At 57.7% G+C, this 19,045-nt stretch carries 17 protein-coding genes and 3 pseudogenes; 9 read left to right on the top strand and 11 right to left on the bottom strand.

All coding sequences use genetic code 11. The features are described from left to right. Nucleotides 1–3 precede the first annotated feature (3 nt). Nucleotides 4–927 (top strand): IS5-like element ISSoEn1 family transposase, encoded by a 924-nt coding sequence (locus SOPEG_RS17420; protein ID WP_025246316.1) that lies wholly within the window; start codon nucleotides 4–6, stop codon nucleotides 925–927. A 175-nt stretch (nucleotides 928–1,102) separates the two neighbouring features. Continuing rightward, nucleotides 1,103–1,240, top strand: a complete 138-nt coding sequence (locus tag SOPEG_RS30985; protein ID WP_417903422.1) for a lytic polysaccharide monooxygenase — start codon at nucleotides 1,103–1,105, stop codon at nucleotides 1,238–1,240. 441 nt (nucleotides 1,241–1,681) lie between these two features. Here the strand turns inward: SOPEG_RS30985 and nadB are convergent, their stop codons facing one another. Beyond that, on the bottom strand, nucleotides 1,682–3,283 hold the full coding sequence (gene nadB, locus SOPEG_RS17405; RefSeq protein WP_025246313.1) for an L-aspartate oxidase: 1,602 nt from the start codon (nucleotides 3,281–3,283) through the stop codon (nucleotides 1,682–1,684). Nucleotides 3,284–3,451: 168 nt separating this feature from the next. On the opposite strand from nadB, the gene SOPEG_RS28390 reads away from it, so the two are divergent. The 6 genes and pseudogenes from SOPEG_RS28390 to SOPEG_RS17380 all read left to right on the top strand — a co-directional run bounded on the left by SOPEG_RS28390 (nucleotide 3,452) and on the right by SOPEG_RS17380 (nucleotide 7,728). Beyond that, complete coding sequence (locus SOPEG_RS28390; protein ID WP_158382450.1) at nucleotides 3,452–3,604, top strand: hypothetical protein; 153 nt, start codon at nucleotides 3,452–3,454, stop codon at nucleotides 3,602–3,604. A 98-nt stretch (nucleotides 3,605–3,702) separates the two neighbouring features. Continuing rightward, nucleotides 3,703–4,283, top strand: a pseudogene (rpoE, locus tag SOPEG_RS17400) (RNA polymerase sigma factor RpoE). Between the two features lie 28 nt (nucleotides 4,284–4,311). Then, the gene (gene rseA, locus SOPEG_RS17395; RefSeq protein WP_025246312.1) at nucleotides 4,312–5,007 is read left to right on the top strand and encodes an anti-sigma-E factor RseA; all 696 of its coding nucleotides are present in this window, start codon (nucleotides 4,312–4,314) and stop codon (nucleotides 5,005–5,007) included. Then, nucleotides 5,007–5,963 carry a sigma-E factor regulatory protein RseB gene (rseB, locus tag SOPEG_RS17390; protein ID WP_025246311.1) on the top strand — a complete coding sequence of 319 codons (957 nt, stop codon included), beginning with the start codon at nucleotides 5,007–5,009 and terminating at the stop codon, nucleotides 5,961–5,963. Before rseA ends, rseB begins: the two co-directional genes overlap by 1 nt. Then, nucleotides 5,960–6,418, top strand: coding sequence for a SoxR-reducing system protein RseC (gene rseC / locus SOPEG_RS17385; RefSeq protein WP_025246310.1), 459 nt, complete (start codon nucleotides 5,960–5,962; stop codon nucleotides 6,416–6,418). Before rseB ends, rseC begins: the two co-directional genes overlap by 4 nt. 101 nt (nucleotides 6,419–6,519) lie before the next feature. Continuing rightward, nucleotides 6,520–7,728 (top strand): IS256-like element ISSoEn2 family transposase, encoded by a 1,209-nt coding sequence (locus tag SOPEG_RS17380; protein ID WP_025245002.1) that lies wholly within the window; start codon nucleotides 6,520–6,522, stop codon nucleotides 7,726–7,728. Nucleotides 7,729–7,738: 10 nt separating this feature from the next. On the opposite strand, the gene SOPEG_RS27845 is transcribed toward SOPEG_RS17380, so the two are convergent. The 10 genes and pseudogenes from SOPEG_RS27845 to SOPEG_RS17330 all read right to left on the bottom strand — a co-directional run bounded on the left by SOPEG_RS27845 (nucleotide 7,739) and on the right by SOPEG_RS17330 (nucleotide 17,499). After that, a complete protein-coding gene (locus SOPEG_RS27845; RefSeq protein ID WP_148297125.1) occupies nucleotides 7,739–8,194 on the bottom strand; it encodes a phosphatase PAP2 family protein in 456 nt (151 codons plus the stop codon). Beyond that, nucleotides 8,170–8,601, bottom strand: a complete 432-nt coding sequence (arnF, locus tag SOPEG_RS17370) for a 4-amino-4-deoxy-L-arabinose-phosphoundecaprenol flippase subunit ArnF (protein WP_025246308.1) — start codon at nucleotides 8,599–8,601, stop codon at nucleotides 8,170–8,172. Before arnF ends, SOPEG_RS27845 begins: the two co-directional genes overlap by 25 nt. Further along, nucleotides 8,598–8,933, bottom strand: a complete 336-nt coding sequence (gene arnE / locus SOPEG_RS17365; protein ID WP_025246307.1) for a 4-amino-4-deoxy-L-arabinose-phosphoundecaprenol flippase subunit ArnE — start codon at nucleotides 8,931–8,933, stop codon at nucleotides 8,598–8,600. Before arnE ends, arnF begins: the two co-directional genes overlap by 4 nt. Further along, entirely contained in the window at nucleotides 8,930–10,582 is a 1,653-nt protein-coding gene (gene arnT, locus SOPEG_RS17360; RefSeq protein ID WP_025246306.1) for a lipid IV(A) 4-amino-4-deoxy-L-arabinosyltransferase, read from the bottom strand. Before arnT ends, arnE begins: the two co-directional genes overlap by 4 nt. Before the next feature lie 7 nt (nucleotides 10,583–10,589). Continuing rightward, entirely contained in the window at nucleotides 10,590–11,483 is an 894-nt protein-coding gene (gene arnD / locus SOPEG_RS17355; protein ID WP_025246305.1) for a 4-deoxy-4-formamido-L-arabinose-phosphoundecaprenol deformylase, read from the bottom strand. Continuing rightward, on the bottom strand, nucleotides 11,480–13,462 hold the full coding sequence (gene arnA / locus SOPEG_RS17350) for a bifunctional UDP-4-amino-4-deoxy-L-arabinose formyltransferase/UDP-glucuronic acid oxidase ArnA (RefSeq protein ID WP_025246304.1): 1,983 nt from the start codon (nucleotides 13,460–13,462) through the stop codon (nucleotides 11,480–11,482). Before arnA ends, arnD begins: the two co-directional genes overlap by 4 nt. Then, the gene (gene arnC / locus SOPEG_RS17345) at nucleotides 13,459–14,439 is read right to left on the bottom strand and encodes an undecaprenyl-phosphate 4-deoxy-4-formamido-L-arabinose transferase (RefSeq protein ID WP_025246303.1); all 981 of its coding nucleotides are present in this window, start codon (nucleotides 14,437–14,439) and stop codon (nucleotides 13,459–13,461) included. The genes arnA and arnC overlap by 4 nt, the downstream gene beginning before the upstream one ends. A 1-nt stretch (nucleotide 14,440) precedes the next feature. Continuing rightward, nucleotides 14,441–15,580, bottom strand: coding sequence for a UDP-4-amino-4-deoxy-L-arabinose aminotransferase (gene arnB / locus SOPEG_RS17340; RefSeq protein ID WP_025246302.1), 1,140 nt, complete (start codon nucleotides 15,578–15,580; stop codon nucleotides 14,441–14,443). A 408-nt stretch (nucleotides 15,581–15,988) separates the two neighbouring features. Continuing rightward, nucleotides 15,989–16,189 carry a hypothetical protein gene (locus SOPEG_RS17335; protein WP_025246301.1) on the bottom strand — a complete coding sequence of 67 codons (201 nt, stop codon included), beginning with the start codon at nucleotides 16,187–16,189 and terminating at the stop codon, nucleotides 15,989–15,991. A gap of 217 nt (nucleotides 16,190–16,406) precedes the next feature. Continuing rightward, nucleotides 16,407–17,499: pseudogene (locus tag SOPEG_RS17330) on the bottom strand (ABC transporter substrate-binding protein). Between the two features lie 393 nt (nucleotides 17,500–17,892). On the opposite strand from SOPEG_RS17330, the pseudogene SOPEG_RS26625 reads away from it, so the two are divergent. Continuing rightward, a pseudogene (locus SOPEG_RS26625) lies at nucleotides 17,893–19,034 on the top strand (chloride channel protein); the annotation flags it as partial. Nucleotides 19,035–19,045: the final 11 nt, after the last annotated feature.

The raw sequence follows: 19,045 nt of genomic DNA, 5'->3' as shown, positions 1-19,045 counted from the left end.
CCCATGGCAAAGCAAAAGTTTAAAATCACCAACTGGCCCGCATACAACAATGCGCTCAGGCAGCGGGGGGACATGACAGTATGGCTTGATGAGTTAGCCATTGCTGCATGGACTGAGAGTACACCACCTGAACATCGTGGCCGGCCGCTTCACTACACCGATATGGCCATTACCACGGTTCTGATGATAAAGCGCGTGTTTAACCTTTCGCTCCGGGCGTTACAGGGTTTCGTTGACGCGATTTTTAAATTGATGGGGCTGTCGCTGCGCTGCCCAGATTACTCTCTGGTCAACCGGCGAGCAAAAACCGTCGACATCAGCATAAAAACGCCAACCCGCGGCGAAATCTCACACCTGGTCATCGATGGCACCGGCCTGAAAATCTTCGGCGAAGGCGAATGGAAAGTCAGGCAGCATGGGGCTGAGAGGCGCAGAGTATGGCGCAAGCTTCATCTGGCAGTAGATAGCGCGACACATGAAATTATCTGTGCCGATTTATCGCTAAGCGGTACGACAGATGCGCAGGCGCTGCCCGGGCTGATTAACCAAACCCATCGGAAAATCAGGGAAGCGTCGACTGACAGTGCTTACGATACGCGTTACTGTCATGATGCTCTGCTGAGGAAAAAAATAAAGCCGCTTATCCCACCGCGAAGTGGTGCGCAATATTGGCCAGCTCGATACCATGAGCGTAACCATGCGGTGGCAAATCAGCATCTGAGCGGCAATAACGATACCTGGAAAAAGAAAGTAGGTTATCACCGGCGTTCACTGGCTGAAACGGCCATGTTCCGGTTTAAAACACTTTTGGGTGGTCATCTGAGTCTGCATGACTATGACGCGCAGGTAGGTGAGGCTATGGCAATGGTCAAAGCGCTTAACCGGATCACGCTGTTAGGAATACCAAACAGCGTCCGCATCATGTAACAATCGCCCTGATAGGGAGGAAGTCGTCACAAATTTCGGATTTATTCAACAAAGCGATTTTATCACTAAAGAGGGTTGGAACCCTAATGAACCCTTAAGCCGCGCTCAGTTTGAGAAAGAGCCCTTTTTCATGGTGTAAAATCCGCAGTAGCCGCATTGGGAATATGCCGATGAATTGACCCCCAGTGTCGCCGGGACGGTTCATAAAGTTCCCATGCCCGACAGAAAAGGCTACCATGCTATCCTTGGCGTATGGGAAATTGCAAACACCGCCAGAGCCTTTTATCAAGTCATCAATGTTAATTTTGTTTGATGATGACTTCCCGTTATTGCTCGCTTCTAAATAGAAGGCGATAACCACGTTATCCGAGTCGGTATGAGCTGGAGGCTTTTTTAAGCACTATTTCACCGACATCGCATGCCGCCATGTTTAGCGTCAATAACCTGCCGCGTCATTAGATTCTCCTATTTAAGTGAGCGACATTGTCAGGATGGGCGCTGCAGGTAGGAAAATTGACAAGCTGGCAGCCAAGGGGGGGGGAAATACATTAACGCCAAAGAGACGATATTGGCTAATTGATGTAATGCCCTATGTTTCATGGCCTTTTGCAATCCAGAAATGCGCCGCCCTCTTCATTCTTGATCTCGGCGCGCAAGAGCATGCGGGCGCGTTTTCCAAAGGCCCCTACGCTATGACGCAATAGCAAACCGGAAAATCATCACCTGTCGAGTCTTCAACAGATGATAATCTCAATCAGGGCTGCAAGATGGTGGGCTGCGGGTCAGGCTGCATAGCGGGATAATCCAGGGTGAAATGCAGGCCGCGGCTCTCCTTGCGTAGCAGCGCGCTTTTGACGATCAGCTCGGCCACCTGCACCAGATTGCGCACCTCCAGTAAATTATTGGAGATGCGGAAATTGGAATAGTATTCGTCAATTTCGCGCGTCAGCAGCTCTATGCGGTGCAGTGCCCGCTCCAGCCGCTTGGTGGTGCGTACGATGCCCACGTAGTCCCACATAAAAAGCCGTAGCTCGTGCCAGTTATGTTGCAGCACCACCTCTTCATCGGAATTGCTGACCTGGCTTTCATCCCAGGGAGGGAGCTGGCGAACCTGGGCGATGGTCGGCAGCCGGCGCAGGATATCTTCCGCCGCCGACCAGCCGTAGACCAAACACTCCAACAGTGAATTGGAGGCCAGGCGGTTGGCGCCGTGCAGGCCGGTATAGCTGACCTCGCCGATAGCGTAGAGACCGTCCAAATCGGTGCGCCCGTGTTTATCCACCATGACGCCGCCGCAGGTATAATGGGCCGCCGGAACGATGGGGATCGGCTGGCGAGTCAGATCGATATCCAGCGTCAGCAGCTTGTCATAAATGGTCGGGAAATGCTGGCGGATAAACGCCTCCGGCCGATGGCTGATGTCGAGGTACATACAATCGGCGCCCAGCCGCTTCATTTCATGGTCGATTGCCCGGGCGACGATATCTCGCGGCGCCAGTTCGGCGCGGGCGTCGAAATCCGGCATGAAGCGGCTGCCGTCGGGCCGGCGCAAATAGGCGCCTTCGCCGCGCAGCGCTTCGGTCAGCAGGAAATTACGTGCCTGGGGGTGGAACAGGCAGGTGGGATGGAACTGATTAAACTCCAGGTTGGCGATCCGGCAGCCGGCCCGCCAGGCCATGGCGATACCGTCGCCGGAGGAAATATCGGGGTTGGTGGTGTATTGATAAACCTTGGACGCGCCGCCGGTGGCGAGCACCACCGCGCGCGCGCGGCACAGTTCCACCAGCTCTTCGGCGCGGTTCCAGATATAGGCCCCCACCACCCGCCGGGTACCCGGCAGCCCGATGCGGTTGGACGTAATCAGATCCACCGCGTTGCAGCGTTCCAAAATCTGAATGCCCGGATGCGCCGCCGCTTTGCTGACCAATGTGGTTTCCACCGCCTTGCCGGTCGCGTCCGCGGCGTGCAGGATGCGGCGGTGGCTGTGGCCGCCCTCGCGGGTGAGGTGGTAGCGATCGCCGTTCGGCGTCGAGGCTTCGGTGTCGAACAGCACGCCCTGATCGATAAGCCACTGCACACAGTGGCGGGCGTTGCCGGCGATGAATTCTACCGCCTCACGATCGCAGACGCCGGCGCCGGCTATCAACGTATCTTCCACGTGGGAATCGACGCTGTCGGTCTCATCGAACACCGCCGCGATGCCGCCTTGGGCATACAGCGTGGAGCCCTCGTCCAACGGACCTTTGCTCAGGACCATGACCTCGCAGTGTCCGGCCAGACGCAGCGCCAGCGATAACCCGGCCGCACCGCTGCCGATGACCAGGACATCGGTGGTGTATTCAGTTGATGGTTGCATAGCGGATGGTGTGCATTCCGATAGAAAAGACTGTTTGGTCATGGTACCACCCAATGCAGCCCGGCTGTACCGCTTATCGCCGCTTTTTGACGCGGTTTTATTTACTCATGTTTACTGACAGCATGGCGAATTCACGTTACTCTGCACTATTTATTACAGCTGTTTCGCGTGGGGCTTTGGTTCCGCGAGAATCCGGGTACCGGCCATCCTATTTATGGTAGTCTGGTGCTCAGCCCGGCCGGCGGCCCTGGCGTTATTGTGGCCGCGTCCTTTATTTTAAGAAAAACACCAGGCGTGGCGGAACTTTATGATTATTATTAACTCCAATCGCGAGCTTGCTCGTAATATTGGTTCAGAAGCTGGCGGTACTATTTTTTTTTTGCGCGCGTGGAGAAAAATTTGAGGAGACATTACCTCGGATGAGCGAGCAGTTAACGGATCAGGTGCTGGTTGAACAGGTCCAGAAAGGCGACCAGAAAGCGTTCAATTTACTGGTCGTTCGCTACCAGCATAAAGTGGCGAACCTCGTGTCGCGCTACGTCCCGCAAGGGGATGTGCCGGACGTGGTGCAGGAGTCGTTCATTAAAGCGTACCGTGCCCTGGCGTCGTTTCGCGGCGACAGCGCTTTCTATACCTGGTTATACCGTATCGCCGTCAATACGGCGAAGAATTACCTAGTGGCTCAGGGACGGCGTCCGCCCTCTAGCGATGCGATGTGGACGCCAGCGATGCGGAAAATTACGAAAGTGCGGGCGCATTAAAACAAATATCGAACCCTGAGAATTTAATGTTGTCTGAGGAGTTGCGACAGATAGTGTTTCGTACTATCGAGGTGTTGCCCGAAGACTTGCGTATGGCGATTACGTTGCGGGAGCTTGATGGCCTGAGCTATGAAGAGATAGCCTCCATCATGGATTGCCCGGTAGGAACGGTACGCTCACGAATATTCCGTGCGCGCGAAGCAATTGACAATAAAATTCAACCGCTTATTCAGCGTTAACGACGGTGGCAGGAGAAGGTACCCAGGTATGCACAATGAAAAGCTTTCCGCTCTGATGGATGGGGAACCGTTCGACAGCGAACTGTTCAACGATTTGTCCAGGGATGTTAAGTTGCAGCAAAGCTGGCAACGGTATCACCTCATTCGTGACGTTATTTGCGGTGACGCGGGCGAAGTCCTCCATCTCGACATTGCCGATCGCGTGGCCGCCGCCATTGCCGAGGAACCGGTGCGTATCGCGCCGCAGACCGTGAAAGAGTCGCAGCCGGCGCCGGAAACCTGGCAGAAGTCCCCGTTCTGGCGCAGAGCCCGTCCGTTTACGGCGCGCATCGCCCAATTCGGCATCGCGTCGCACCTTACCCAGATCGGCGTCGCGGCCTGTGTCTCGCTGGCGGTCATCGTCGGCGTGCAGCATTACAATACGCAGCAGGGCGTCGGTCAAGACAGCAGCCAGCCGGAAAATCCGGTGTTCAACACGCTGCCGATGATGGGCCAGGCGTCCCCGGTCAGCCTGGGCGTCCCGTCGGCCAACAGCGCCAGGGTGGATAACGGCAATCAGCAGATGCAGGTGCAGGAACAGCGCAGGCGCATCAACGCTATTTTGCAGGATTATGAACTACATCTCCGCCTGCATGCCGATACGCTGCAGTTTGATCAGCAAGACGCGCAGCAGGCCACCGTCCAGGTGCCGGGTACGCAATCATTAGGAATACAGCCGCAGTAATGAAGCAAATTTGGTATGCCGTGTGTTTGTTGACGGGCAGCCTGCTCTATTCCATTCACGCTCCGGCTCAGACGACCACATCCGGGGCGTTGCTCGCGCAAATGAGTCAGGCCAGCCAGACGCTGGACTATGAATATGCATACGTGCTGGTTAGCAAGCTGGGCGTTGATTCGCTGTGCTATCGCCATGTGGTTATCGATAAGCAACGGCTGGCGCAGCTTCTGCAAATGGACGGCCCACGCCGCGAGATAGTCCAGCGCAACGGTGAAATCAGTTACTTTGAGCCCAGGCTGGAGCCGTTTACCCTGCTTGGTGATCATATCGTCGATTCTCTTCCCTCTATTGTCTACGCGAACTTTGAGCGCTTGGCGCACTTCTACGATTTTATTTCCGTAGGCCGCGCCCGCATCGCCGATCGCCTGTGCGAGGTCGTGCGGGTCGTCGCCCGCGACGGCACCCGATTTAGCTATATCGTCTGGATTGATACCACGACCAAATTGCCGCTGCGTGTCGATCTGCTGGATCGCGATGGCGAAGCGCTGGAACAGTTCCGCGTTATCGCCTTCAACGCCGATAAGCAGGTCGAAAACACCATGGCCGGTTTGGAGAAGGTCACTTTGCCTCCCCAATTGGCGTTGCCGGTGTCAACGACCGCGGATTTCGACTGGTCCGTAAACTGGTTGCCGGCGGGCGTGACCGAGGCCTCCCGCAGCCGGCGCACGCTGCCGGGCATCAATGAACCGATTGAGGCCAGGCTGTACACCGATGGATTGTTCAGCTTCTCCGTCAACGTCGGCCAGGCGACCACCGGCAATGGGGAGCGCCTCATTCGCACCGGGCGGCGCACCATTCATACCGAACACCGCGGCAGCCGGGAAATTACCGTGGTAGGCGAACTGCCCCCAGTTACCGCGAAACGCATCGCCGACGCCGTTGTGTTCAAAGCTCAGTCATGATGAGAGAATGGGCCACCGTCGTTACTTGGCAGCATGGTGTTGCGCAAGTGCGCTGCGAACAGCGCGCGGGCTGCGGTGGCTGCCATGCCAAGCAATCCTGCGGTACCCGCATTCTGAATAAACTCGCGCCCGAAACGCAGCATCATCTAGAGGTGGCCAGCACGCTGCTGCTGGTGCCGGGACAGCGCGTCGAAGTCGGCATCACTGAGGGTAGTCTGCTGCGCTCCGCATTTCTGGTGTATATGCTGCCGCTGCTGGGACTTATCGGCGGCGCGGCTATCATGCAGGGCACACTGGGTACCGATCCGGCCGCCGCGTGCGGCGGCGTGGCGGGCGGCGTAGCCGGTTTTCTTTGCGCGCGTTATCTGGCGCGTCATACACATGAAACGCACAATAATCAGCTGGTGATTCTGCAGGTGGCGCTGCCGCCTTCGTCTCTGCATGTCCGGGATTGACGCCGGCACCCGCTCGGCAAGCCGCGTTAGAGCCTGTTTAGAAATTTGTGTATTTGCCTGATTTTGATATGTTCAATCCAACATCAAAAACAGGTTAATTTATGGACGAAAAACAGTTGCAGGCTCTGGCTAACGAACTGGCCAAAAATCTCAAAACCCCTGAAGATCTCAGTTACTTCGATCGGCTGCTGAAAAAAATTAGCGTCGAAGCAGCTCTCAATGCCGAAATGTCCCATCACCTCGGCTACGATAAAAATCAGCCTAAACCGGGGACCAACGCCCGCAACGGCTATTCCACAAAAACCGTTACCACTGGCGATGGCCCGCTGGCGCTGCGTACTCCGCGCGATCGTGACGGTTCCTTTGAACCGCAACTGGTGAAGAAGAACCAGACCCGGATTACCGGGATGGATAACCAGATTTTATCGTTGTACGCCAAAGGGATGACCACCCGCGAGATCGCCGCCGCGTTCAAAGAGCTGTATGACGCCGATGTCTCGCCGGCGCTGGTCTCAAAGGTCACCGATGCGGTCATGGAGCAGGTTGTCGAATGGCAAAACCGGCCTCTGGATGCAGTCTATCCCATTGTTTATCTTGACTGTATCGTTCTAAAAGTCCGGCAGGACAGCCGCATCATCAACAAATCTGTGTTTCTGGCGCTGGGCATCAACATCGAAGGCCAGAAAGAGTTGCTAGGTATGTGGCTGGCCGAAAATGAAGGCGCAAAATTCTGGCTGAACGTGCTGACAGAGCTGAAAAACCGCGGCCTGAACGATATCCTTATCGCCTGCGTAGACGGGCTGAAAGGTTTCCCTGACGCTATTAACGCGGTGTATCCGGAGGCGCGGCTCCAGCTGTGTATCGTACATATGGTGCGCAACAGCCTGCGGTTCGTCTCCTGGAAGGACTACAAGGCCGTCACCCGCGACCTGAAAGCTATCTATCAGGCCCCTACGGAAGAAGCCGGCTTGCAGGCGCTGGAAGCGTTCTCCAGTGCCTGGGACATCCGCTACCCGCAAATAAGTCGAAGCTGGCAGGCAAACTGGGCCAATCTGGCCACGTTCTTTGCCTACCCAACGGACATCCGCAAGGTGATCTACACGACCAACGCCATCGAGTCGTTAAACAGCGTGATCCGGCATGCCATCAAAAAGCGCAAGGTGTTCCCGACCGACGACGCAGTGAAAAAGGTGGTGTGGCTGGCGATACAGGCGGCCTCACAGAAATGGACAATGCCTTTGAGGGACTGGCGCATGGCAATGAGCCGCTTTATTATCGAGTTCGGTGACCGCCTGGACGGTCACTTCTGAGAAAAGGCATTTACACAGAATCGTGTACAGGGTCCGGATGTTGCCAAACCATACTTATGGCGATGTTGATAACCAGCGCCAATAGCATGCTAAACAGCGCGTAGAGCACGACCTTTTTTTGCGCCTCGCCGCGCCAAAACCAATTGAATAGCAACACCAGGGGAAACAACGCCACGGCGTCGCTGGCGAAGAATGTTCCCACCCGCAGCATGCCGGCGCTGACGGCGGCGGGGGCGTTGATTAATTGAAACAAATAAACGTTAAGCTGTTCCAAAGCCGGCGTGAAAGTTGTCATAGCCTCTATCCCTAGTTGAACAATGCAGGGGAATATCGCGCATCGTTGTACGTCGTGGTGTGGGTCATCAGGCGCCAGGCCCTGCCCTGCGCCGCACGCCTCGGGGTCGAAGTGGCCTATTGTGCCACCCTGACCTGAAGGCAACATTAGGACCAGGCTGAGAATTGCCAAGGCGCGGCCGCCGCCCTCAGCGGCGCGGCGTCCTTCTTCCGGGCGGGTAGGCAAATCAGCAGTAGGCCGCCGCAAATCAACGCCACACCCATCAGACGCGATAGCGTAAACCGCTCATGAAATTCAGGGATCATCAACGCACCGGCCGCCACTAGGACATAGCTGAGGCTGAGCAGCGGATAGGCTTTATTCAGCGGCAAGCGGCTCAGCGCCATAAACCAACAGCCCATGGAACAGGCATAGGCCAGTAAGCCACCCGCCAGCAGCACAATAGCCGCCGCGTTGCCCGGGTCCAGCCACAGGCGGGGAGCGGCAAGCGGCGGCAAATGCATCATCGCCCATTTCATCAGCAGCTGCGCGGCGCTGACCAATACCACGCTGAATAACGCCCAGCCATAGCCCCTCACAGATTGACCCCCATGACCATCACTCCCGCCACGATTAGCAGCAGGCCGACGCCGTGACGCCATTCCACGGGCTCTCGCCACAGCCAACGGGCGGCCAGGGTCACCAGCACAAAATTAAGGCTGAACATCGGGTAAGCGATACCTACCGGCACCCGCTGCAATACCCATAGCCACACCAACATGGCGACGCCAAGCAGCAGCAAACTTGTCGCCAGCCAGCGCACCCGATGCCGGAGACGCACGGCGCCGGGCACCGCGCTGGCGGCGTGTTTCTGGCATAGCTGGCCGGCGCAGCTAAGCAGACTGACGAGGAAAATCAGTAGATAAATCATGGCCGGCGTTGATGGTATGCCAACAGCACCAGCCGTCCGCGGCGGAAAGTTTCATCCGCGCGCGGCAGGTGGTCAATCTGCGACTCGCCGTTGGGAAGCAGCAGCACCAACGCAACCGAACCTTCTTTACAGCGTTCACGCAGCCAGTCAGAAAACCCCTCCTCGCGGATAAAACGGCCTGCGGCGTCGGGATAGCTCAAGCCATAGGCCAGCTCTCCCTGGCGTTCAAATAACGCAATATCGCTGCGCTGCAGCTCCCAGGCGAGTCCCGCCGCCACGCCGACTCTATCGGCGAGAATAAAGCGACTATTCTCCAGCTGCGGGCGCACCGTCTGGATAAATGACTGGGGCTGCTTGGCGTCGATCACCCGCTGCGGTATCGCCTGCCCGACCAACAGCGCAATCCCCAGCGGACACAGCGCCGCCCAGCGCCAGCGTACCGCCGGTGCGCGCAGGGTCAGCCCACCCACGGCCGCCCAGATCACAAAGCTCAGCACCCCCAGCAACACTTTGCCGCCTTCATCGGGGCCGAAAAGCGGATGCCGCGCCAGCCCCCAGGGGGCCAACACGCCGGCTAATGCGACGACGCACAGCAGCCCGAACAGCAGATTGATCGCCCCGTTGACCTTCAGCGCCCGCCCGCCCCACGCCGTCGCATAGCGCGCCATCAGCAGGGACAACGGCGCGAAGCAGGGCATGATATAGGTAGGCAGTTTGCCTTTCGACAGGCTGAAAAACAGCGGCGGCATCACGACCCAGCCCAGCAGATAGAACGCCCCGCTTTGCGCCTGACGTTCACGCCAAGCGCCGTGCAGCGCGCCGGGCAGCAGCGCCAACCAGGGCAGCGTCCCCGCCAGCAGCACCGGCAGGTAATACCAGAAAGGGGCTTTATGCTGGGCATTATCTTCCGCGAAGCGCTGTATATGCTCGACCCAGATGAAATAATGCCAGAAATCCGGCTCGCGACGCGCGATGGCGATTACCCAGGGTAAACTTGTCGCCACGGCGCCGACTACCGCCAGCAGCCCGTAAGATAACACCTCTTTCCAGCATTTTTGCGCGATGACCCACGGCAGTACGCCGAGCACCGGCACCGCCAGCGCCAGGAAGCCTTTGGTCATGAACCCCAGCCCGCAGGCAACGCCCACCGCCAGATAGCCCAGGCCTTTACGCCAACCGCGGGGCACCTGCGCCGTCTGCCAGAAAGCGCACATGGCGACCGCCAACCATAAGGCGATCATCGGGTCGAGCACCGCATAGGTCCCGATGCTATAGACCAGCAGGCAGGAGCTGAAAATCGCCGCCGCCGTCAGCCCCAGGCGATGATCCTGCCATAAACGCCGCGCCAGCCAGTACACCATGAGCGCCGTCAGGGCAATGGAGAACGTGGAACCAAAATGCACGGCGAAATTGGTGTGGTCAAACGCCCACTGGCTGAGGTTATTGATCCAATAGCCGACGGCCGGTTTCTCAAAATAACGCAGGCCCAGGAAATGGGGGACGATCCAATCGCCGCTCGCCAGCATCTCGCGGCTTATCTCGGCGTAGCGCGTTTCATCCGGCTGCCACAGGCCGCGAAACGCCAGCGGCAGCAGATAATACAGGGCGATGACGAGCAGCAGCCCGACACCGGCTTTGGTGGCTTTCATTCTCGACTCACTTTAACAAGCGCTGACATCCGACCCAGCCCTCCCGTCCCGGCAGAACGCCGCGCACCACCCGGCCGACCGGCAGGGCAGCGACGTCCGGAGGGATGAGCTCCTGCAATGGACAAAAGCGGATCCCTTCCGTCGCCGCCATCGACAACAATTCCCGAAACATGCCGCTGAGCGCAATGCCCTCCGCTTCGGCATGAATGGTGTAAACCGGCGTCCCGCCATCCGCTTTGATGCTATCAAGAATGAAGCGGTTGTAGCCTGCGCGGGTTGTGCTCCGACCGACGGCCTCGTCAAACGTGGGCTGCGTCACCGGTATTTGTACCGCGCCGAAAGCGCCGTTCGGCAGCAGCGGCCGAAAGGGGCCCGTGCCGCGACAATCGCTATTGTAACGAAAGCCAAAGAGCTGTTTAGCCTGCACCACGCGATCGTCCGCGCGCCAGCCCGCTACCGCCGAACAGGTTACCGGCCGGTCGATAATCGCGGTCAATGCATCCCGCGCCAGGCGAATCTGCTCGGTCAACTGACCTTCGCTCCACACCCCGGCCCAGGTCTGCCAGGCAAAATGATCCCAGGCGTGCAGCCCGACTTCATGGTCGGCCGCGGCGGCGCGGATCGGCGCGGCCAGCCCCTGGCCGATGTTCCTGCCGGGCCAGGCGGTGCCGGCCAGCAGAATATCCCAGCCGTAGAGCGAAACGGCGCGCGAGCGCAGCATCTTCAGCAAAAATTGCGGTTTTGCCAGACGCCACAAATGGCGCCCCATATTATCCGGCCCCACGCTGAAAAAGAACGTCGCCTGGATCTGCTGCGCCGCTAGCATCTCCAACAGGCGCGGCACGCCGTCGCGGGTGCCGCGCCAGGTATCGACATCAATACGCAGGCCGACGTTTTTCATTGCGGCGCGTCCTGCAAATCGATGGTTTGCAGGAAAAAGTCCAGCGTTTCGTCGATGGTCTGCGCCATGGGCACCGTAGGCGCCCAGTCCAGGAGGCGCTTGGCGTTACGAATGCTCGGCTTGCGGTGCTCGACATCCTGATAGCCTTTGCCGTAATAACTACTGCTTTCCACATCGCGGAAACCGGCGAACGGCGGGAAATGCTGGCGCAGCGGATGGCGCTCGAAACTTGCCAGCAGCAATTCCGCCAACTGCCGGATGTTGGCTTCGTTGTCCGGGTTGCCGATATTAATTATCTGGCCGTCGCAATTTTGGTCCTTGTTCTCAATGATGCGGAACAGCGCCTCGATACCGTCGCTGATATCGGTAAAGCAGCGTTTCTGCGCGCCGCCGTCCACTAATTTGATCGGCGATCCCTCCACCAGATTCAGGATCAGCTGAGTAATGGCGCGCGAGCTGCCGATACGCGCCGCATTCAGATTATCCAGCCGCGGCCCCATCCAGTTAAAGGGACGAAATAGCGTGAAACGCAGCCCTTCTTTTTCACCGTATGCCCACAGGACGCGGTCCAGCAGCTGTTTCGACACCGAATAAATCCAGCGCTGCTTATTGATAGGCCCGACAATCAAGCTGGAATCGTCTTCGTCGAACACCGGGTCGGTACACATACCGTAGACTTCGGACGTCGACGGGAAAATGATGCGTTTTTGGTATTTGACGCAATGACGAATAATTTTCAGGTTTTCCTCGAAGTCGAGTTCAAACACCCGCAGCGGATTGCGCGTATATTCAATAGGCGTGGCGATCGCCACCAGCGGCAGAACGGCATCGCATTTTTTGATGTGATATTCGATCCACTCCGAATGAATGCTGATATCGCCCTCGACGAAATGAAACAGCGGGTTCACCATAAAACGGCTTATCGCATCGGTGCCGATATCCAAACCGTAGATTTCATAATTGCCGTCGCGCAGCAGACGTTCGGTCAAATGGTTGCCGATGAAGCCGTTCACCCCCAGGATAAGCACGCGGGTACGGCGCTTATGGCTGACCAGCGGGCACGGATTCAGCAGAGCGCCATTGACCAGCCCCAACGCCTGGGCCAACTGGCCGCCCTGCATATACACCCCTTGCTGGCTCTGGCCGGTTTGAATCTCCAGCGCATCGCTGCCGCAGGCGATAACCAGCGGATCAACGGACAAAACGGTGCCGGGCTGTGCGGCGTCGCTGTTCGGACGCACTTGCGCCTTCCAGACAATAAATTTTTCTCCGCCGGCATAGCTGAAGGCACCCGGCCAGGGATCGGTCACCGCGCGCACCAGATTGGCGAGGGTCGCGGCGGGCTGACACCAGTCCAGGCGGCCGTCTTCCGGCGTACGGCGGCCCACATAGCTGGCGGCGCTATCGTCCTGGGGCGTTTCGCTAAATCGTTGTTCACGGATGGCCGGCAAAATGCTCTCCAGCACAGCTGCCGCCGCCTCGCACAGTTTGCGATGCAGCGACGGCGCATCGTCCTGCGGCGTAATCGCCACGCCGCGCTGCGCCAGGATGTTGCCGGCATCGACCCGCGCCGTCATGCGATGCAGGGTCACGCCGGTTTCCTCTTCGCCGTTGACCAGCACCCAGTTCAGGGGCGAGCGGCCGCGATAGCGCGGCAGCAGCGAACCGTGCAGATTGAATGCGCCCACCGTCGGCAGGCTCACAATCTCCTGGCAAAGCAGCTGGCGATAATAAAAGGAAAATATCACGTCCGGCGCCAGCGCTTTGATTCGCGCTACCCACAGCGGATGGTTAACATCATCCGGCGCAAACACCGGAATACCGTGTTCCGTGGCGATGCGCGCCACCGAACCAAAAAAGGGTTTTTCCGTAGGGGCATCAGGATGGGTGATGATGGCCTCGATAGTAAAGCCTGCTTTAATCAGGGCGGTGACGCCTACGCAGCCCATATCATGATAAGCAAAAATGACAGCTTTCATTGTGTTTCCTGTTGAGACGAGAGTGGATTTTGACTGACCACACGCTGGACAAAATAACGGGGACGGGCGCGCACATCGTTATAGATACGGCCGATGTATTCTCCCAATAGCCCCATGCCGATAAATTGCGCGCCGATAAAAATGAACAGCACCGCGAACAGCATAAAGACGCCTTCGGCCGCCCAATGGGCGCCGAGAAACAGGCGTAGCGTGATGAGCAGCAGGGAAAATGCGAACCCCAGCAGGGCGATAATGCTGCCGATAACGCTCAGCATGCGCAGCGGCGTGGTCGTCAGGCAGGTGATGAGGTCATACATCAAATTGACAAGCTTCATCAGACTGTATTTGGAATCGCCGAATTCTCGTTCCGAATGCATCACCGGTATTTCGATGGTTTTGCGGGCGAAGGTATTGGCCAAAATCGGAATGAAGGTACTGCGCTCGTGGCAGTGCAGCATGGCGTCGATAATATGGCGGCGATAGGCGCGCAGCATGCAGCCGTAATCGCCCATCGCTTTGCCGGTCGTGCGCTGAATTAAGGCATTGATCATGCGCGAGGCGCGCTTGCGGAACCAGCTGTCCTGCCGATTCTGGCGCACGGTGCCTACCACGTCGTAGCCTTGGGCCGCAACCTCGACCAGCCGCGGGATCTCTTCCGGCGGGTTCTGTAAATCCGCATCGAGGGTAACCACCAAATCGCCGCTCACGTGGCTGAACCCGGCCATGATGGCGGAGTGCTGACCGTAATTGCGGTTGAGCAATACCACGACGATATGGCTGCCCGGCGCTTCGGCCGCGGCGGTCAATACGGCGGCGGAGTCGTCGCTGCTGCCGTCATCCACCAGCAGAATTTCATAGGCGGCGTCGAGCCGCTCGCAGGCCGCCACCGAGCGACGCATCAGTTCAGGCAGGCTTTCTTGCTCATTATAGACCGGGATTACGATCGAAACTTTGTCTATTTTCATGGGTGTTGTCATATCAAACCTTCGCAATGGCGCGCAGCGCGGCAATCACGCGCTCGACATCGTCATCATTCATGGAGGGAAAAAGCGGCAGCGAACACATGCGCGCGGAGTTCCACTCAGTGTCCGGCAGGACCAAATCGGGAAAACGCTCGCGGTAATAACGCTGCGTATGGGCGGCGCGGAAATGCAGGCCGGTGCCGATGCCGCGTTCTTTCAGCGCCTGCATCAGACCGTCGCGATCAATGCCGCACCGCCGTTCGTCGACACGGATGATAAACAGATGCCAGGCGTGGTGGTGTTCCCAGGCGGGCAGCGCCAGCGGAGAAAACGGCGTATCGGCCAGTGCGCGCAAATAGCGCTGCGCCAGGGCCGCACGGCGCGCGTTATGCTGCGGCAGTTTATCGAGCTGCACCAGCGCCATGGCGGCATTGATATCGGTCAGGTTGTATTTGTAACCCGGCGCCATCACCTCCGCCTGCGGAGCCCGGCCCTGCATATTGCGATCGAACGCATCCACCGCCAGACCGTGAAACTTCAGACTGCGGATGCGCTGTGCTAGCGCATCATCGTCCGTGACCACCATACCGCCCTCGGCGCTGGTCATATTCTTGATGGCGTGGAATGAGAAGATGGCGGTGCCGGCGGCGCCCACGTGGCGGCCTTTGTAGCCGGTACCCGCCGCATGCGCCGCATCCTCAATCACCGGGATGCCGTAGCGTGCGCCCAGCGCGCGAATAGCGGCGATATCCGCCGGCGCGCCGGCGTAATGAACGGGCACAATGGCGCGGGTGCGCGGGGTGATCGCCGCTTCGATAAGCGCCGGCGTCACCATCAGCGTGTCGCAGTCAACATCGACCATAACCGGTTCAGCGCCGAGCAGACAGATCATATTCAGGGTGGAAACCCACGTCTGCGAAGGCGTAATCACCTCATCGCTTGGCCGCAGCCCCAGAGCCATGAGCGTGACGTGCATACCGCCGGTCGCCGAGCTCACGGCGATGGCATGGCGATTGCCGGTCAATTGACAGAACGCCTGTTCCAGCTCTGCGCATTTCGGCCCGGTGGTGATCCAGCCCGATCGCAATACCTCACCGACGGCGGCGAGCTCGGCCTCGCCCAGCGCTGGCCGGGAGAACGGCAAAAATTCAGACATTATTCGGTTTCCCTTAAAAATGGCGAGTCACGATTGAGCGGCAGCGAGCGACATGATTGACGTGAACGGTATTGCCGCTGAACGGTAAAGTTCTGTAATGAATGACCGCGCTACAAACCGGGGGGATCTTAACTGAATTTCCTTAAATGAAAATTAGGAGCGGCAATGAATAGGGCTATTTTTAAATGTTCGTTTAAGTTGTGTTTACCCACTCATATACGGATATTCTTTCATCACGCCATGTAACATTTTTCTCATCGCTGTATCGACTTCAATTAGTCTACGCTGAGATAGGATAAGTCAGCGTAATAAACGAAATCGTTTACCCTCGCCCTGCGCCGGTTTTTTTCAACTTTGCATAGGGAAATAATTCAAATACTCTCTAATAAAATCAATAAGCTTGGCGTATTATCCGTCATTAACATTTTTTCCGCGGTGGTTGCGCCGGTAAAAAAAGTAAAGCGCGTTACTTTTTTCCGCGAATGTCACCCATTTCTCTTTTTCAAAGGCAAGCGCCTTCGGCACGCGCAAACGGATCTCAGCATTGGGGAACCGCGTGCCATCGGCATTGGGAAACTTGAACCATAGGCAATGGGAAGCGTCGCCCACAGCCGTAGATGAGCGTTGGCCGCAGGCGTGATAACGAGCGTGTTGCCCGGCCTGGCTTGAAAAAGCCGGCGGTATCCCTCTTTACCGCCAGCCCCTATGGCGCTGCCTTTCCTAACCGCCCGGCGCCGCGCGAAGGCGACACGGTTTTGCAACGATGCTCACCGTCCGGGCCAGCGCCCGTTTCGGTCGCCGGGCAGGACAGAACGCTACCGTGGAGTTACGGCTGATAGCTCAGCGTAATCGGCGCGTCCGGGATGTGGGTATAGGTGGTAATGATGTGATGATAATCCGCCGTTGGATCTAGGCGGGTGAACGCCTGTGGATAAAGATCTTTGGCCAGAATTTCCATACCAATGATATTATTATAGATGGTTATAAAAGTGATGATAGACCCCGTATACCGCCCCCATCTTGACCGGCGCGATTGCATTCAAACCGGTGCGGTGAATAAGAGTATTGAAGACCGCGCCAACCTGCTCATGGCTGACACCGTACCCGAACGGCAATATATTATTATTCGGCCGTTTTGACCCGGTCATGATATAGGCGTCCGGCTTCATGGCAATGATTTTTTCCAGCGAAACAAACCCGGACGCGCCCGGTAACAGCGTGGAACCTATATTTTTAGCGCCGACCGATTCCACCAGTCCACCCCAGCCATTATGGCCATGAGTAAAACAGCAGTTGTCGCTATTGCCGGCAATAGGCTCGATAAATACCGTGGGTTTGATTTTAATGCTGTTGATGGTTTGCTGCATGCTGACGAAGCGTTGCTGATAAAAGGCGGTGTATTCGCCGGCGCGCGCCTCCTGATTCAACGCCTTGCCCAATAACGTAATGCTGGCGGCGGTATTCCTTGCTGGATGCAGTTCATAATCGATAAACATCACCGGGATACCGAGCCGTTGTAATTTACTGATAACGCCGGTCTGCTCAAGGGCCGGTTTCGCGCGCAATTGCGCTATCATCAGGTCGGGTTTCTGGGCAATAACGCTCTCCAGATTCACCTGTCCCTGATCGTTAAATCCCATGTCGATAATATCGCCGGCGGCTGGCCAGGTTTTTTTCAGCAGTTCCCAGGTCTGGACGTCCTGTTTCTTGGGCAAATTATTCCACGCCACCACGCGGCGGAAGGGATTTTCCCGATCCAGCAGCGCCAGAGAGAGGATATCGCGGCCGTCCTGCAATATGACATGTTGGGGCTCTTTCGCCAGCGTAAGCGTTTGGCCGTCCATATCGGTGACCGTCAGCGGATAAGTGCTCGCCAGGCAGCCAGCCGAGGCGCACAGCGCGCCAACCGTCATCATCATCTTGATTTTCAACACATGTATTCCCTGCACGAATTATTTGAGGTGATAATTATTATTATATAGAGCTTTATTCGCAAAGCGCTTGTGCCTGTTAATCGCGTTTGCCTGCACTGCCTAACCGTGACGAGCCCCTGCCATTAAGCCTTTGTCGCGCGACGCCGCCACCCTGCGGCGACGCCGGCAGGTGACAGAAAAAAAGTTAAACCATCCATAAATCAATGGCGGAAAAAAGCTCTCACCAGCCTCCAACGCCCGTTTACCGCGGGTGGCGGCCGTCGTTTCGTGATAATTTAACTTTAATGATTCAGCTCTAAGGAACCGCGTCGTCCTGGCTTCGCCGTAACTTAAACCTGCAGCAGTAGATGCGCATTATGACAAAATCCCCTTTTCGTTCTGACTCTGGCGGTCATCCTCACCGGACTTGTCGCCGGCATTAGCGGTATGCTGCTGGCGATGCTGCTTCATGCTATACAGCATCTCTTTTTTGGTATAGCTTGCCGCACATCATCAGCCAAGAGAGCTTTTTACAGGGCGTCACCGCCGCCTCTCCCCTGCGCAGCGCCGGCGTGCTGATGTCCTGCGGTCTGGTGGCAGGCGGCGGCTGGTGGCTGCTTTATCGCCACGCGCGCCCGCTGGTCAGCATTGCCGGTGGCGGCAACGCTTATCCACGCGCTGTTGCAAATTACCACCGTCGCGCTGGGATCACCCTTGGGCCGCGAAGTCGCGCCCCGTGAAGTGGGCGCCATGAGCGCCGGGCGGCTGGCGCGCATCTTGGGCCTGGGCGACGCCGACACCCGCATCCTGATGGCCTGCGGCGCCGGGCTGGCGGAGGTGTACAACGTCCCGCTGGGCGGCGCGCTATTTGTACTGGAAGTGCTGATGGGAACGTTCAGCTTCACGGTGATGATCCCGGCGCTGGCCTGCTGCGCTATCGCGGCGATGGTCGCCTGGACGGGGCTTGGCAATGAAACGCAATATCATCTGCCTGCCCTGGCGGTGACGCCTGCGCTTCTGGTCTGGTCGCTGCTGGCCGGTCCGCTGTTCGGGCTGGCCGCCTACGGCTTTAGCCGCCTCACCTGTAGCGCCAGGGACAGGGCGCCGCGTAACGCCCTGTTGCCCGTGCTATGCCTGTTGAATTTTACTCTATCGGTTTGCTGGCGGCGACGTTCCCGGCCTTATTGGGCAACGGCAAAGGTCCCGCGCAATTGAGTTTTGGCAATCATCTGCTGATGACGACGGCGGCAACGCTATTGGTATTGAAGATCGCGGCCATATGGGGCAGTTTACGCGCCGGCGCCCAAGGCGGCCTGCTTACGCCGGGTTTGACCTGTGGCGCGCTGTTGGCCTGCTTGCTGGGAGGCGCCTGGAATCTTTTGTGGCCCGGCACCGCGCCGGGGGCCTTTGCGGTCATTGGCGCCGGGGCATTTTTGGCCGCGTCGATGACGATGCCGCTAACGGCGATAGTGTTGATATTCGAGTTCACCGACCTGACGCTGAATTTTCTGCCGCCGATGATCGTTGCCGTCACCGGCGCGATGTGCCTGTT

Source organism: Candidatus Sodalis pierantonius str. SOPE (assembly GCF_000517405.1).
Classification (GTDB): domain Bacteria; phylum Pseudomonadota; class Gammaproteobacteria; order Enterobacterales; family Enterobacteriaceae; genus Sodalis_C; species Sodalis_C pierantonii.
The sequence above is the reverse complement of the archived record's forward strand: the minus strand, read 5'-3'. Positions and strand labels throughout refer to the sequence as shown.